Source organism: Sphingobacterium haloxyli, from assembly GCF_002980525.1.
Classification (GTDB): domain Bacteria; phylum Bacteroidota; class Bacteroidia; order Sphingobacteriales; family Sphingobacteriaceae; genus Sphingobacterium; species Sphingobacterium haloxyli.
The window spans coordinates 197,504-215,229 of sequence record NZ_PVBQ01000002.1 but is presented as its reverse complement, the minus strand read 5'-3'; the positions used below and the strand labels follow the sequence as shown (position 1 = coordinate 215,229).

The window sequence follows — 17,726 nt, the reverse complement described above, 5'->3', positions numbered from 1 at the left end:
TTTCGGGTAAAGAAAAAGTAGGTATTGATATGTGGTCGCTTTTAATACGCCTCCCGATCATTACCTCTGGCTAACCGGAGAAGCGAGGAAGGTGCTTCGGGGAGAAAAACCATTAAGCACGGTTATACCAAAAAGATAATGCGGATACGGTCTGTAATCAAGATAAAAAATATCTATTTAATTACGATATTAATCAATTTTTAATCTTTTTTTAAGCCTGTAATAGTTATTTAGAGCTGTTATGATCGGCAACCATGAATCTAGATAACATCTATCATAACAAACAACTTATAATTATATAATTAATTAATAAACCAAGTAATAAAAACAAAGCATGAAGAAATTACTCTTTTCCATATTGATGTGTTTTACATCAATATGCCTATGCGCTCAAAATGTAACGGTGAGAGGTAAAGTTACCGATGAGTCGGGAAAGCCGCTTCCTGGAATTTCAATTAAACTGAGGGGGAGCGGGCTGGCAACACAAACGGATATTGACGGAAGCTATTCCATACAAGCTGAAGACCCCAATTCAATTCTAGAATTTTCATATATAGGTCTCCTATCGCAAGAAATTAAAATAGGGACACGAAAAGTTATTGATGTGGTTTTGATCTCTTCAAATACGGGTCTTGATGAAGTCGTTGTCGTTGGATATGGTACCCAGAAAAAAGAAACCGTGGCAGGCTCGGTGGCCGCTATTTCAGGTAAAGAACTTACTACGACAAAGACGCAGAATGTTCAGAATATGATGACAGGGAAACTGCCGGGTGTACGCGTTGTCCAAAGAACATCCGAACCAGGTGAGTTTAATAATCAATTTGATATAAGGGGTTTTGGTAATCCTTTAATTGTTATCGATGGTGTCCCCAGAGATAATATCACACGGTTAAATCCCAATGAAATAGAAAGTATTTCGGTATTAAAAGATGCATCTGCAGCTATTTACGGTGTCCGAGCGGCTAATGGCGTAATCCTGGTGACCACTAAGCAGGGGCGTGGTAAACCAAAAATTGAATATTCGGGGTACTATGGTACACAAACACCTATTGGATTCCCAAAACCAGTCGGTGCAATTGACAGAATGACCCTTATGAATGAAAAAAGTATGCATAATGTTGAATCTCCTGTAATTACTTACGAAGAATCAGAATTTGAGGCATATAGAAATGGTACAAGAGTAAGTACAGATTGGCATGATATCATTTTAAGACGGTATGCTCCACAACAGGAACATAATATCAGCACCGCGGGAAGCACCAAGGATGATGACATCAAGTATTTTTTAAATCTCGGCTATACCAATCAGGAAGGGCTATGGAGAAGTGGAATTACAAAGTATGACCGATACAATCTGCGTTCTAATATTAGTGCAAAAATATCAAAAAGACTGACTGCATCACTAAACCTTAATGGCGTCGTAGATGAGGCTAAAAGACAATCGACCCCTACTTGGGAAGTTTTTAGCGCGCTATGGAGAGCACAGCCTACAGAGCCTTATTATGCGAATAATAATCCTGATTATTTATTCAAACCGCTATTTAGACATGTCGGAGCTATTACAGATGAATCCATATCAGGCTATAATAAAAGTAAAAATAACTGGCTTCAAAGTCAATTTAGTTTAGAATACGAAATTCCGTATGTAGAAGGCTTAAAAGCAAAGGGAACATTTAGTTACGATAGAAGGTTGACGGACAATACGAATTACAGAAAAGAGTATAGTACCTATCTTTTTGACGAGAGTACCTATACTTACCATGTAACGGGTAATAATACGCCCCAACAAATCACGCGTAATTATGGCAGTAATCCACAAACCTTACTCAACCTGTCTTTAACGTACAATAAAACCATTGCAGAGAAGCATAACATAGGGGCGTTGGCATTATATGAAGAGAGCACCTATGATGGAGATAATTTCGGTGCATTAAGGGAACTTTCTCTTCCATTGGACTATTTGTTTGCAGGAAATGCATTAAATCAGCAAGCAACATCTAATGCCAATGGCATTTATAGAAATACAAACAAAGCATTTGCAGGTAGAATTACCTATGATTTTGAAGGACGATATATTATAGAGGGGACCGTCAGGAGAGATGGCTCTTCTAAATTTACTGAAAATAAAAAATGGGGAATTTTTCCTTCAGCTTTAGTAGCCTGGCGTATTTCAGAAGAGTCTTTCATTAAGAACAACTCCTCTTTGTCTTTTATCAACAACATTAAGTTAAGAGCGACTTATGGAGAAATGGGAGATGATTCGGCAAATAGCAATCAGGATATAAACGGATATACTTATCCATTTTCGGGAAATCCATTGTCTTTAGCTGGGGGCGCCATATTTGACGACGTATTTGTGTCCTCCTTGTGGCCGACCGTGTTGCCCAACGTAAATCTTACATGGTATACAGTACAAACTTCTAATATAGGTATTGATGCTGATTTCTGGAACGGAAAATTAGGAATCAGTTACGATCTGTTCAGGAGAAACAGACAAGGGCTATTAGCAACTAGACTCGTAACCTTGCCGGCAACGTTTGGTGCTGCGTTACCGCAGCAAAATCTGAACGAGGACCAAACAAGTGGCTGGGAACTCGTTTTATCCCATAAAAATACAATCAACGACTTAAACGTCAACATTTCTGCTAATCTAAATTACACCAGGACAAAGGTTATTTTTCAGGAAAGAAATATGGATGGCAGTAAGTACATGCAATGGAGAAACGATCCGATTAACAGATACAATGATATTTGGTGGGGCTATGGAGATGCAGGACAATTTACTTCATACGAAGAGCTTGCTAATGCACCTTATTTTACGGGGATAGCGATGTTACCCGGACAGTATAAATATGAAGATTGGAACAATGACGGTGTCATTGATGATCTGGATAGATATCCTATTGCTACTGGTACAAATAGAGGTGACGGAACAAGACATAACTTTCCATTAATAACCTATGGTTTTAATATCGGGTTAGACTATAAGGGATTCGACATGAACCTATTGTTCCAAGGAGGTGCGATGTCTTATATCTCCTATCCGGAACAATTGTCCCAGCCACTAGGATGGGACGGGAATGCACTAGATATGTTTATGGACAGATGGCGTCCGGTAGATCCGTTGGCCGACCCATATAACCCAAAAACACAATGGATCCCTGGTCATTATGGGTATACCGTTACCGGAGTTGACGCGAACTCGGCAAGAAATATACAAAACGGTGCATATATGCGATTAAAAAGCGCAGAGCTAGGTTATACATTACCTTTAAAAATTTGCGAGCGTGTGGGAGCAAAAAACCTTAGGCTATACACGAATGCCTATAACCTGTTTACCATGACAAAAGTAAAATTCTTGGATCCGGAACATCCGTCCGAGCTCTATGGCGCTATGTACCCTATCACAAGAACGGTAAATTTCGGAGCAAGTATTACATTTTAACTAAAGTTTTATAAAATTATGAGAAAGCAAATATTGGCGTTATTTATAGCAGCATTATCCTTAGGTAGCGCTTGTAATAAAATAGACATCGCGCCCCTAAATATTATCCAGGACAAGGATGTGTTTACAGATGCGGGCATGAGATCTTATATGGCCGCTTTATACAGTAGGTTGCCCATCGAGGATTTTAAACATGGTTTAAGTGACGGTGGTGCAGAGGAAGGTTTTAATACATGGAATTGTATTGTTACTCCGGAACTAAATACGGGAACTATAGCCAATCGTAATCAGGGAAATTTTGCAGATCCCGGAACAAGGCAATATTGGAGATCTGGATATCAATTGATTAGAAATGCGAATTATATTATTGAGAATTTACCAGAATATGGTGAATCCGTTGGAACAGACAACGTAACACGATGGATATCAGAAGCAAAATTCATCAGAGCATATACCTATTTTGCTTTAGCAAGAAGATACGGAGGTGTTCCGATTATTGACCAGGTCTTATCGGCAGATCTGGAGACAGATAATAATGATCATTTGAAAGTACCTAGAAATAGTGAAGAAGAGACTTACGACTTTATATTAGCGGATCTGGATGACGCTTATGCGAACATGCCGACAGTAAGTGAACAAAAAGGTCGTGTTAATAAAAATGTGGTGGCGGCCTTGATATCCCGGGTTGCATTACATGCCGGATCTATAGCGCGATACGGAGCGTTACAAAGGTATGCCGTTGACGGTGTCATGTTGACAGGTATACCGGAAAGCAGGGCAAACGATTATTTTTCCCAGAGCTTTAAAGCGGCAAAAGCAATTGAAGGGGTATATTCCCTATATAAGAAAAAATGGTCTGCAACGGATAAACTCGCCACGGCAGATAACTATGCTGATTTATTTTTAGATCCGGAAAGTCCGGAGACGATCTTTTCCAGAGCCTACCAATACCCCTATGCAGTACATAGTTTTGATGCCGTTTATTCACCGACTCACATGACCTCCGATTATGGGGACAGGTATAATATTACATTGGATTATGTTGAGCTATTTGATGGTTTACCGAAAAATGCAAAAGGGCAGCTGAACACACTCCATCCGAATGGTACTTATGTCGTTTACAACACGGTGGACGAGCTATGGGCAAACGTGGAACCCCGTTTGAGAGGAACAGTACTTTTACCGGGACAGCCATTTAAAGGATTTAGAACGGATCTGAGAAGAGGAACCATTATAGAAAGTGTCGATCCGGCAACTCCAATTCAAAAAATGGTTGCTGAAGAAACAACCGTTTCTTATAACAGTAATCCTTTTTATCAAGCCAATATAAGATCCTTTGGAAATGTTAATAATCAAGAACAGGTTACATTGGCTAATGGAACAAAAATCAACCCAATTGGTCTTGACGGGCCAACCAATGCCAATACCGGGACAATTACCGGATTTCATGGACGTAAATGGCTGCAGTCTGATATTACCAAAGCACAGACAAATTTACATCTTTCAGATCAGGCTTGGATAGATATCCGATATGCGGAAGTTTTATTAAATAGAGCAGAAGCGGCTTTAGAATTAGCTCAAAATGGCGTTCCTACATTGGAGGGCGTAAATCTTCAACAAGATGCTTATTTAAGTATTAACCTGATTAGAGAAAGAGCGGGTGCAACTTTGTTAACTTCTTCGGGTGAATTGTCTTCCGCGGCTCCTTTAGAAAAAAATACAGGTGTTGGCTCTTACGTATTGGCACCAACCAGAGGCCTACAAATTATTAGGGTAGAACGTAGAAAAGAATTAGCTTTTGAAAATAAACTTTGGTGGGATTTGGTAAGATGGCGTACCGCGGACCAAGAAGTAAACAACCGTACTTGGAGAAAGTGTAATCCATTTCTTTTCGCAAAAGGGGCTATCGTTGAGTCTGCTGATTATGTAAGAGGCAAGTATATTTTTGACTGTAGGTATGAAGAAAGGAATGCTCGTTTTACAGTTCCTGCAACACGATATTATCAAGGTATCCCTAATAATGAGATTACCGCAACGAATGGAATTATCAAACAAAATAACAACTATTAATTTTTGTCATTTTTAAAATACGAACAATATGAAAAAAATATTTTTTAACCTGATGATTCTCGTTCTAACCTTTCATTCTTGTGAAATAGATAATTTCGAGGGTCCCGATGCCTCTTTGCAGGGAGAAATAGTTGATCCGAACGGGAAAAGGCTGGAATTGGAGCAAGGACAGGGAAGCGCAAGAATCAGGATGGAGGATTTCGGATTTACGGAAACTCCGGTTCCATTTTACTTGAATTTTAAAATGGACGGAACCTACATAAATACAAAAGTGTTTGCTTCCAAATATTACATTACGCCAATTGATGGCCCTTTCTTTCCGGTATTGGGCGATACGGTTGAGGTAGTAGGTAATACTACGCATAATTTCACGGTAATACCCTATCTAGACGTGGAATGGGATGGAGATCCACAAGTAACCGCGGATAAAAAGGTCGTCGCTAATTTTAAGTTTAAGCGGAATGAACCAAGTGCTGGTGCAGCCAAACCGGATGTCTTAGATTATCAGCTTTTTATTTCGACAACCAAATATGTAGGGAATAATAATTCGGTATCAAACGGGCAACCTACCTCTGTAGGAAACGCCGCTGAGGGGACGTCTTTATCCATTACATCCCAAAACCCGATGAAATATGCAACAACTTATTATGTCAGAGTTGGGGTGAGGGTAGATGATAGTTTTAAAAAGTATAATTACAGTTCGGTCAAAACGGTTCAGATACCAGAATAAAATCAACGTTTAATTACTGCAGGGTATTTTATTATACCCTGCACTTAATCATTTATCAATATGAAGATAGGAACAGTACAACTCTTTGCTTTTTTCTTACTTTTTGTATCGTGTTCAAAAGGAAGTGATGGGCCTGTAGATAATGGAGATGGAGATCCAGTAAACGAAGAAAAGCGAGAGAAGGTCGTTTATGACGAAACCGGATTAGCTTATACCAGCTATACGGGTTTAGTCATGGCAGGTTATCAAGGGTGGTTTAATACGCCTGACGATGGTGCAAATAGGGGCTGGACGCATTATACCAAAGGAGGCTGCACGTTCGGCCCGGGATGTGTAGGGGTAGATTTCTGGCCGGATGTTACGGAGTATACGAAATTGTATGATAGTCCATTTAGATTTGAAGATGGCTCCATTGCGCAACTACCTAGCTCCTATGATTATGAAACGGTAGATCTTCATTTTAAATGGATGAAGGAGTATGGAATAGACGGCGTTTATCTTCAAAGATTTATTTCACAGCTACGCAATCCAGGCGCAAAAAATCAAGTAGACAAAGTATTTGAACATGTACTTAAAGCAGCCAATAAGTACGGAAGAGCGGTCAGCTTAATGTATGACCTTAGTGGATTGAGCGACAGAACAGGTATAGAAGCAGATTTGGAAATGATCGTGGAGGATTGGGAAAGTCTTCAAGAAAAACATGATCTCTTTAATCATGTTAAAAATCCCAGCTACTTAAGACATAACGGACAGCCGTTATTGGCATTATGGGGAATAGGATTTAGGGACAGAAGATATTCTACAGCAAATATAAAAGATCTTATTAATAGGTTGCAAGGGGAAGGAACGAAGAAATATTCATTATTACTTGGTGTACCTTATCACTGGCGGGAATTGAGAGGAGACGCAGAGAATAATGTTCATTTTCACACTTTAATTAAAGAAGAGGCAGATGTTATTATGCCTTGGGCTGTGAACAGATATAACAGTGGGTCTTATAATACGGTTGCAACGCCTGTTTTAAAGCCAGATATCACATGGTGTGATCAGCATAATATAGATTATGCCCCGCTTGTGTTTCCGGGATTTAGCTGGGCAAATTTATATGAATCGTCTTCCAATGAAAATGATAGAGTCTACGACGGAAACCCCCGATTGAAAGGAGATTTTTTTTGGATGCAAATAGCCGGAGCCAAAACAGCGGGGGCAAAATCGCTTTATATTGCGATGTTCGATGAGATTGACGAAGGTACGGCGATTTTTAAATGTGCGACAAGTGATAAACTTCCGCTAAATGGTGATGGGAGATTTGTTGGGATTGACCCTGAATTAGGTAGCGATCATTATTTATGGCTCGCAGGAGAGGCTACAAAATGGATAAAGGGTAACGGAACATACACGTCAACCAGGCCTGTTAGAACCGCCCAGTAATCATGCAAATGTACATACAGCAAGTTTGATCGTTACACCGCTATGAGAGGGTGTAACAATCAAACTTGATAATTCAAGATAAAGAATGAAGCTTAGTTTTAATTTATTTTATATTATCTATATTTTTTTTATCCCTCTATTTTCCCAAGCCCAAACTAAACATCATAAAACATCTGCCTTTAAAAGCTACAAAGGACTGATCATGACAGGTTATCAGGGCTGGTTTAATACGCCACAAGATGGAGCTGGAAGAGGGTGGGTTCATTATTCCAGGCAAGGCAAATTTGAACAAGGATTTAGTAGTGTAGATATGTGGCCAGATGTATCGGAATATGAGGTGATATACCGGACTCCATTTTTAAAGCAAGATGGAAATAATGCATATGTATTTAGTTCCTATGACTCGTCTTCCGTTAAGTTACACTTTAAATGGATGAGAGAATACGATATCGATGGTGCATTTGTACAACGGTTCGTCACCAATCTTAAAGGAGAAAAGAGCTTAAATCAGAAAAACACCGTATTGAAAAACGCTTTACATGCTGCCAAAAATAATGACAGGGCAATATCCGTCATGTATGACTTTTCCGGCATGCAGGATAGTGATGCTGAATTTGTTATTGAGGACTGGAAATTTCTTGTTGATAGCATGAAGATAACAAATAGAGGGCCACAGCAAAGTTATCTGTACCATAATCAAAAACCACTGGTGGCTCTGTGGGGGGTCGGTTTTAATGATAAGAGAAAATACTCCTTAAAAGTGGTTAACAAAATAGTTGACTTTTTACAAAATGATCCTCAATACGGGAATTGTTCCATATTAATTGGAGTGCCGACTTTTTGGAGAGAGCAAAAGGGAGATGCCGTAAAAGATACATTATTTACTAAAATATGTAAGAAAGCGGATATTATTCATCCTTGGTTTGTAGGTCGATTTGATGAACAAGGTTATCCTCGATTTCAGCAACTTATAAAAAAGGATCTGGAATGGTGTAGAATTAATAAAATTGACTACGTGCCGGTTGTATTTCCGGGATTTAGCTGGCATAATATGCATCCGAGCAGTAAATCTAATCACATTTCCCGAAATCGTGGCAGTTTCTATTGGAAACAATTAATGGGAGCCATAGATGCTGGTGCGAATATGATCTATGTCGCGATGTTTGATGAAATTGACGAAGCAACCGCTATATTTAAAATTGATCAAGATCCGCCTGTGGGTAAAAGTGTTTTTGTAAATTTTGAAGAAGGCCTTCCTTCAGATTATTATCTCTTTCTAACAAAAGAAGCATCGGCTATCCTTAAAAAGAAAAAAGAGAAACCTAAAGAATTACCGATTAAACAGGCACTAATGCATTAAAGCTTAACCAAATAGCGATTATTAATGTTTTATTAAGCTTTTTTTATTCCTCACCGCTGTTATTGCAAGAGTCTTTAAATATCAACATACTATTATGAGGAAAAGTAAAAAAAAGTATTGGCCGTTATTGACATATTTAGCCATTATTGTCACGCAGACTTGGGCATATGCTCAAACAGATTTTAGATTAGATACCAAATTTGATAACGACATCCCCAAATTTACCAAAGTCGATAGAGGTATCGTAAAAATAGAGGAAGGAAAACTAAAAACGAAAGAGGCTTACGCCACGTTTGGAGAAGATGACTGGACAGATTATGAAGTCAGTTTCAAAGCAAGAACATCTGCTACAGAAAAAGAAGTCCAGATATGGACAGGATTTAGAGCGTCTAGCCGTAACGATAGATATATTTTAGGAATTAGAGGCGGTATCCAAAATGACCTGTATTTGGCCAGATTGGGCTATATGGGAACAGATGACCATCTAGCACTTCGTCATCTTGAATTCCCATTACATCCAGGCGAGTGGTATAATGTTAAAATTCAGGTGTTTGGGAATCGGATACGGGTTTTCTTAAATAATGAGGCTTTACCTAGAATAGATATAGAAGATATGTATTCCAGGTTTTCCCCTACAGGAAAAATAGTCTTAGGGGGTAGTTGGCTTATCAATGAATTTGACGATTTAAAGGTAAGGTCCCTATCCGTAAGAGACTTTGATATAACGTTGCCATTTACGGAGTTCTCACGAAAGCCTATTAACAAAGAAGAGAAAAGGCAACGCGAACGGGCAGCTTACAAAAGTATCAACATAAGTTCGATTGTAGATAAAAGAATAAGTATTCTACTAAATGGGAAATGGTTGTTTTTGCCGGGCTATGAAGTTAGCAATGAAGCAGATATTATAAACGGTAAAGCCGACGACGCACAGTGGCACGTCATGCATGTTCCGGATTTTTGGAATCCGAATAGAGAATGGCTGCACGGAGAAAAGTATAATACCGCGAGTAAGGGTATTTCCGATAATTTTTATCAGAAAGAAATTGAACGTTGCGAAGCTTATACATTCGATTATGAAAAAACGGAAGTAGGATATTATCGCCACTGGATAAACCTGCCTACCCATGCAAGAAACAAAAAATTTGTGATAAAATTCGATGCCGTTTCTAAAGTAGCTGAAGTTTATGTAAATGGTACAAAGGTAGCACATCATATTGGCATGTTCGGGGAATTCAAGGCAGATGCTACCAAAGTGATCAAACCCGGTAGGAATATGATCGTAGTAAAAGTTACACGTGACTATGTTAAGGATATAGAAAATCCCGGTGAGATAAAAGATGTTTCGGTAACGGTGCCTATTACCAATAAAATGCTTAAAGATCTTGCGCATGGATTTTATAATGATGATCCGGCCGGAATCTGGCAACCCGTCAGTTTGGAAATAACAGACCTTTTAAAAGTAGAGGATGTCTTTATCAAACCGAATCTACAAGGCAGCGAATTTGAAGTAACCATAAAAAATCAGTCGAAAAAAGATGACGTTTTTTCATTAGGCATGCGAATAACAGACAAGCTCACCAAAGAACAAATCTATAATAAAGAACCGATTCAACATATCAGATTGAAAGCAGGACAAGAAAAGAAGCTGGTATACGAGGTAAATGGCTTATCCCCAAAACTATGGTCTCCTTCAAATCCAAATTTATATGACTTTGCCTTTGTTATCAAACAAAAAGAAAAAATAGTGGACGAGAAGATAGTGACTTCGGCTTTCAGAACATTTGAAGCTAAGGGCGACTATCTGTACTTAAATGGTCATAAATATTGGCTAAGAGGTGGTAATCATACTCCTATGTCTTTGGCGCCCAATGATACACTTCTAGCGGATACCTTTTCTAAATTGATGCGACAGGCCAATATTGCGATAACCAGGACACATACTGCTCCCTATAGCGAAACATGGATGCAGGCCTCGGATAAGAATGGAATAGGCCTGAGTTATGAAGGGCAGTGGCCATGGCTGATGATTCACGAAAGCTTCCCAGACCAGCATTTAATCGACCTATGGAAGGAAGAGTTTTTCGATCTGATGAAAAAGTACAGAAACCACCCTTCTTTATTGTTCTGGACGGTCAATAACGAAATGAAATTCTATGATAACGATCCAGATTTTGAACGGGTAAAAATTAAAATGAAAATAATTTCTGATGTCGTAAAAAAAATGAGAGAAATAGATCCAACAAGGCCTATTGTCTTTGATTCAAACTACAGAAGAAATGAGAAAAAATTTGGTAAAGATTATTTCAATGAAATAGATGATGGAGATATCGACGATCAGCATTGGTATATCAATTGGTATCATGGATCTGTATTTTCAGAATTTAAAGGAGAGTGGCAAAAAAGATTCAAAAATCCGAATCGGCCATTAATCAGCCAAGAGTTTTCAACCGGGTATCCAAGTGAAACAGGGCATCCTACACGTTTCTACACGTACGTTCATCAAAATCCTGCTTCCTTAGTTGGAAATTATGCTTACGAGTATGCCGATCCGAAGTATTTCTTACAGGCGCAATCGTTCATATCCAGAGAAAGTGCGGAAGCAATAAGAAGAAGCAATGATAACGCCGCCGGAATTCTACACTTTGCTACGCTCACCTGGTTCAAGAATGTTTATTTACATGACAAAATAGTGCCACACGTCACTTACGATTTAATGCGTAAAGCATTACAGCCAGTTTTGGTATCTGCGGAAATATGGGGCAGGCACTTTTATGCCGGTGAAAAATTGCCCGCAAGAGTGTATGTTGTCAATGATAGTGAGGACAATCGTGATCTCAAACCTACGACTTTAACCTGGAGTATCGTTGTGGACGGAAAGCCGCTGACATCGGGAGAAGAACAGTACCGTGCTATACCTTATTACGGAAGAGCATATCTGGATTTGAAAATGAATACCCCCACTAATCTACCCGCCGACCGAGTAGACGCAAAATTAGTTTTAAGGCTCTCAGAAGAAGATCACATTATCTCCGAAAATGAATATGAAATAACCATTGCGAATAAAAAATGGTTAAATGCAGACGCCGTCGATAAGAAAAAAATTACCGTTTTAGATCGCGAAGGAGGACTATCTGAAGTACTAGACTATCAAGGCGTTAGCTATACAAAAGCAACAACTCTTGATGGTGCTATACAACATAGGTCTGATTTACTTGTCGTATCTGATTTAGAAAACGTAGATATCGATAAACTGAAGCATTATATAGCGAATGGAGGCAAGGCCATCATCCTAAATCCAGAGGAGAATGCTACGATGCTCTACCCGAATTTAATCAGAGGACTGATTAAAGAAGATGCAGAAATAATTTCAATGGAAATTCCGGAATCCTCGGTTTTTGACGGGATTGAACCTATGGATCTAAGATACTTTAATGATAATAGCAGAGAAAATCCTCTAGTAGCAAAAAGCGTTTATCAAATAAACCGTGGTTCCAACATCGAACCATTAGCTGTGTTTACAAAAGTACACGGTTATTTAGAGGGGCCGATAGAGCAAAGAATAAAAACCTTAGACGCTATGAGGGGCTTTCCTCTCGTGAAGATCAAAGATAAGAAGGGCGAGGTTATCCTTTCAGAGATTTTATTCCATAAAGCAAAAACAGATCCTGTGGCAGGAAAGCTATTGGTAAACTTGATATTCAACTTAACCTATCAATAATTTTATACAGAAACGAAAAAGCACCAATCTGATTTTTTAAGAATTATAAATGAAACATTTAAAAATTAACATGTTACAACAACCAATCTATACCAAGGTGAAGCACTATTTATCGACATATTGTGTCACCATTACGCTTGGATTAGCGACATTTACTGCCTGCTCCTCAAAGAAAGCAATAGATATAGATCCTATCGATTATGTCAATCCGTATATGGGTAATATAAGCCATTTATTGGTGCCGACGTATCCAACCATCCATTTGCCCAACAGCTTATTGAGGGTATATCCGGAAAGAGGCGATTTTACAACCGATAGGTTACATGGGTTGCCTTTAATAGTAACTAGCCATAGAGGTAACTCCGCCTTCAATTTAAGTCCGGCACATAGCGAAATTGATATTTCTAAACCGGTGATAGATTATAGTTACGATCAAGAAGTTATTACCCCATATTCTTACAACGTTTATCTGGAAAAAGAAAATATAAATGTTGATTTTGGGCTATCGCATCAATCGGCTATCTACTCTTTGGATTTCCCCGAAAATAGTACCCCCCATTTAATTTTTAATTCTAAAAATGGGGGGTTAAAATGGGATGGAAAAGGACTTACCGGTAGCCAAGACATCGGTAACAACACCATTGTTTATTTATATGCCGAACCAGAGACTGCGCCTGTCCATGTGAAGGTGCTACAGCATAAAACAATTTCTGAAGGAAACCAGGCAGACGGCAGGAACGCGTGCTTAATATTGACGTTCGATAAGAAATCGAATATTAAAATTAAATACGGAATATCATTTATAGATACAAAACAGGCCAAGTCCAACGTAGACCGCGAAATTAAGAATTTTGATATTGCCGAAGTACAGAACCGCGGTAGAGAGATATGGAACGAAACGCTAGGTAAAATTAAAGTAAGCGGTGCATCGGAATCAGATAAACACGTTTTCTACACTTCGTTATATAGGACTTTTGAGCGTCCGGTAAATATTTCGGAAGACGGACGGTATTTTAGCGGATTTGACGGAAAGGTTCATGCGGACAATGGACGACCTTTTTATACAGATGATTGGATATGGGATTCTTATAGAGCACATCATCCTTTAAATGTGTTAATTGATGGAGATAAAGAAGCCGATATTTTAAACTCCTTTGTCAGAATGTCTGAACAAATGGAGAACTTTTGGCTACCTACCTTCCCCGAAATTAATGGAGATAGTAGAAGAATGAATTCTAACCATGGGGTCATCTCTTTATTAGATGCTTACGAAAAAGGTCTAAGAGGTTTTGATCTTGAAAAAGCATACCAAGCGGCAAAAGGCGCATTAACAGAAAAAACATTAGCTCCATGGTCTGCCATGCCTGCCGGTGAATTAGACAACTTTTTCAAAGAAAAAGGGTATATACCTGCGTTATATCCGGGAGAACAAGAAACTATCCCGGAGGTTCACCATTTTGAGAAAAGGCAACCTATAGCAGTGACGCTCGGTACGTCCTATGATCTGTGGTGTTTAGCTAAAATAGCTAAAATATTAGGCCATGATAATGATTACGAGTTATTTATAAAACAATCTCTTAATTATCGTAATCTATTTAATCATGAAACTAAATTTTTTCATCCAAAAGACGACAAAGGTAAATTTATCGAACCTTTTGATTATGCTTTATCGGGTGGACAGGGCGCAAGAGAATATTATGGAGAAAATAATGCCTGGATTTATCGGTGGGATGTACAACACAATATAAAAGATCTGATAAGCTTAATGGGTGGGAAAGATCAGTTTGTCAACTACCTTGAAGATATGTTTAATGAACCTCTAGGAAAGTCCAAGTCTAGTTTCTATGCACAGTTGCCAGACCATACGGGAAATGTAGGACAATTTTCCATGGCAAATGAACCTTCATTGCATATTCCGTATTTATATAATTATGCTAGTCAACCGTGGAAAACACAAAAAAGAATCAAAACCTTAATTCATCAATGGTTCAGAAACGATTTAATGGGCGTTCCGGGAGACGAAGATGGAGGAGGTCTTTCTTCTTTTGTTGTTTTTTCTCAAATGGGATTTTATCCTGTAACTCCCGGGAGTCCAATTTATACAATTGGGAGTCCGTTTTTTGAGAAATCCGTGGTGAAGTTAAAGGGAGGTAAAGAATTTATAATCCTGGCGAAAGGAGCTTCTAAAAGGAACAAGTATATACAGTCAGCTAAGCTTAATGGCAAGGAATTACCTACACCTTGGTTTACGCATAATGACATTATTAATGGAGCCACATTGGTATTGGAAATGGGTCCATTACCTAATAAGAACTGGGGTATAGAAAAGTAATATAAGTCATTTACAAATAAAAAAGCAAGAGGTAGCCTCTTGCTTTTTTATTTGTAAACATTTTGATTTTTTTCACTAAAATTTCTAACATTCCGATCAATGTCCGGACGACATTAAAGTTGAACCGCCCGTATCCAGTTTATTCTTATGACAGAAATATCCAAACCATGCAATAAAAGTATAACACAGTACAGGAAGCAGGAAAGAAATCTGTAATCCATAAAAATCAGCTATAGCTCCCTGTATCAGCGGAACAATAGCGCCTCCCAATATGGCCATGACCAATAATGAAGATCCTTGACTAGTATATTCCTGCAAACCTGAGATAGATAAGGTAAATATATTAGACCACATGACAGAATTAAAAAGGCCTATCGCCAAAACCATCCATACAGCCGCCTGTCCGCCCATCGACACCGCCAATATGAGCAATAAAACATTGATAGTTGCGAATAACAGTAAAGTACGGGAAGCTATCGATTTCCCTATATAAAACATCAATAAATTGAGCAAGATCAGTACAGGAAATACCCACAACTGCTCAAACGTCAGATTGACCATACCGAAAATCAAGAGAAATACCGTAAATGCCACAACGAACATATACAGTGCTTTCTTGACAACGGGGATGTTTTGGTTAAAGGAAATAGCTGCCAGGAATCTACCAATCATCGCTCCGCCCCAATACAATGCTAGATAATTCTTCGCTACAGCTTCGGATACACCAATTGTCTCAGGCAAATTCAAAAAATTGATTAAAAAACTTCCTATTGCTACTTCTGCGCCTACATAACAAAAAATCGCCAATGCACCCATCCTCAATTGTGGAAATTTTAATGCTCCCAAACCTTTCGTTTCTTCCTGAGCATTTTTAAAAACAGGCAGTTTGACAATCTTCACCAATACAAAGAGCAAGATAAAAATAGCTGCAAAGACCAAGTAGGGCTTCTTGGTTTCTTCGCCCGATATACTTTCGCCTTCAGCGAACAGTTCAAAAACCATATATCCACCAACCATAGGTGCTATAGTTGTACCTAGGGAGTTAAATCCTTGCACCAAATTCAATCTTCCCGAAGCTGTCCTTTCATCGCCCAATAACGCGACAAAAGGATTCGCTGCAATCTGCAGTAATGTAAACCCAAGTCCTAAGATAAAAAAAGCGGACAAGAATAAGAAATATTGCACATATTCGGCAGCGGGATAGAACAAGACGCAGCCGACTGCAGAAATCAATAAACCTAATAGAATACCATTTTTATATCCGATCTTATTGATAGGGTCCGAATAAAAATATGAAATAAAAAAGTACACCAAAGATCCTATGAAATAAGCCCCAAAAAAACAGAACTGTACCAACATAGCCATCAGATAACTTAGGCTAAACAATTCTTTAAGATGAGGTATCAATATATCATTCATGCAGGTTATAAAACCCCACATGAAGAAAAGCAATGTTAACGTTACTAATGGGATCGTTGTATTTTTTTTATCTTGATCAGTTTTCATAATTATTTACAGATAGAACTAAGAATTAAAAATAGTGTGTTCTTCATACTTTTCGACAAAATTACTTGCGGCACCTAATAACGCAGCACCTTCACCGGATACATTAATCTCAATCGAAACTGGTAACTCTTGCAATACCGGCATAAAATATGCAGAAGCTTTCGCAATATTACCTCCAATGATGACTTTCTCGACACGAAAAGCAGCTATCTGCAGCTGTAGAAATTCTTTAAGATTATTCGCAAATTCAGTAAAAATATCGTCGATCAGAACTTTTGGAGCTTCTTCACAAAGCTGTAGAACGTTTTTAACAGGCTTTCCTGTTAAATTTAGGTACTTTGTTATAAACCATCTGGTAGACAAATAATCTTCGGCTATCCCATCTTTATAAGCTGAGCACCACAATTCGGCATCTCTTACTTCACCTTTAATTGACACCACCGACCCCAGTCCGGTTCCCAATGTCAATCCCAATACATTCGCAACATCTGTAGCTTTGCCTACAAATACTTCTCCCTTAAGAAAACAGAATGCGTCATTGCTTAATAGGATATAATCTATCGGTAATTTTAGTGATTTGGCAAGTTTTTCTTTTACATTTACTTTATAAAGTTTTTCGTATTTATCCTGGTTTTTTATCAAGCATATTCCTTGATCGTAATCAAATGGGCCCGGAAGAGCCAGGCCTATATACGAAACATCTATACCCGACAGCCCTATAGATTTTTGTATGGCATTTGTCCAAAGCGCCATTATTTCACTGACTGATCCCCTCGAATTCACATGCCGCCTGATGTACGTATTTGTCAACACCTTCTTGTTCTCCATATCTACTACTGCTGCTGTGATATGAGATCCACCTATATCGACGCCAAGGATGTATTTAAGTTTATTTTTCATATATGCTATCGATAAATTCTGAAAAGCCCCTAGTCTAATAATAGAAGCTCGCTAAAATTTGTAACAAGAATATCGAACAGGTATTAATTTTTCCTTAATTTTCTATTAACAAGAAAAAGTTATTCATAAAAGGCTTATAAACAAAAGACTAGACATCGCCGTATGTCTAGTCAAATCATCCATATCATGCTCTAAAATCAGCATGATAGTATCATCAGGCACGCATAAGATATC

9 protein-coding genes are annotated in these 17,726 nt (G+C 38.4%); 7 read left to right on the top strand and 2 right to left on the bottom strand.

Features of this window, described 5'->3' with window-relative positions:
* Window positions 1–334 precede the first annotated feature (334 nt).
* The 7 genes from C5745_RS02795 (at window position 335) to C5745_RS02765 (ending at window position 15,086) form a co-directional block, all read left to right on the top strand.
* Window positions 335–3,445, top strand: a complete 3,111-nt coding sequence (locus tag C5745_RS02795; protein WP_105715449.1) for a SusC/RagA family TonB-linked outer membrane protein — start codon at window positions 335–337, stop codon at window positions 3,443–3,445.
* Between the two features lie 18 nt (window positions 3,446–3,463).
* A complete protein-coding gene (locus C5745_RS02790; protein WP_105715448.1) occupies window positions 3,464–5,515 on the top strand; it encodes a RagB/SusD family nutrient uptake outer membrane protein in 2,052 nt (683 codons plus the stop codon).
* Between the two features lie 28 nt (window positions 5,516–5,543).
* Window positions 5,544–6,245: a DUF3823 domain-containing protein gene (locus C5745_RS02785; RefSeq protein WP_105715447.1), complete on the top strand. Its 702-nt coding sequence runs from the start codon at window positions 5,544–5,546 to the stop codon at window positions 6,243–6,245.
* Between the two features lie 60 nt (window positions 6,246–6,305).
* Window positions 6,306–7,676, top strand: coding sequence for a glycoside hydrolase family 71/99-like protein (locus tag C5745_RS02780; protein WP_105715446.1), 1,371 nt, complete (start codon window positions 6,306–6,308; stop codon window positions 7,674–7,676).
* 85 nt (window positions 7,677–7,761) lie between these two features.
* The gene (locus C5745_RS02775; protein WP_105715445.1) at window positions 7,762–9,036 is read left to right on the top strand and encodes a glycoside hydrolase family 71/99-like protein; all 1,275 of its coding nucleotides are present in this window, start codon (window positions 7,762–7,764) and stop codon (window positions 9,034–9,036) included.
* 94 nt (window positions 9,037–9,130) lie between these two features.
* Window positions 9,131–12,754: a glycoside hydrolase family 2 protein gene (locus C5745_RS02770; RefSeq protein ID WP_105715444.1), complete on the top strand. Its 3,624-nt coding sequence runs from the start codon at window positions 9,131–9,133 to the stop codon at window positions 12,752–12,754.
* A gap of 70 nt (window positions 12,755–12,824) precedes the next feature.
* Window positions 12,825–15,086 (top strand): GH92 family glycosyl hydrolase, encoded by a 2,262-nt coding sequence (locus tag C5745_RS02765; RefSeq protein WP_105715620.1) that lies wholly within the window; start codon window positions 12,825–12,827, stop codon window positions 15,084–15,086.
* Between the two features lie 96 nt (window positions 15,087–15,182).
* On the opposite strand, the gene C5745_RS02760 is transcribed toward C5745_RS02765, so the two are convergent.
* Entirely contained in the window at window positions 15,183–16,592 is a 1,410-nt protein-coding gene (locus tag C5745_RS02760; protein WP_105715443.1) for a sugar MFS transporter, read from the bottom strand.
* An 18-nt stretch (window positions 16,593–16,610) separates the two neighbouring features.
* Window positions 16,611–17,492: an ROK family protein gene (locus C5745_RS02755; protein ID WP_105715442.1), complete on the bottom strand. Its 882-nt coding sequence runs from the start codon at window positions 17,490–17,492 to the stop codon at window positions 16,611–16,613.
* Window positions 17,493–17,726 lie beyond the last annotated feature (234 nt).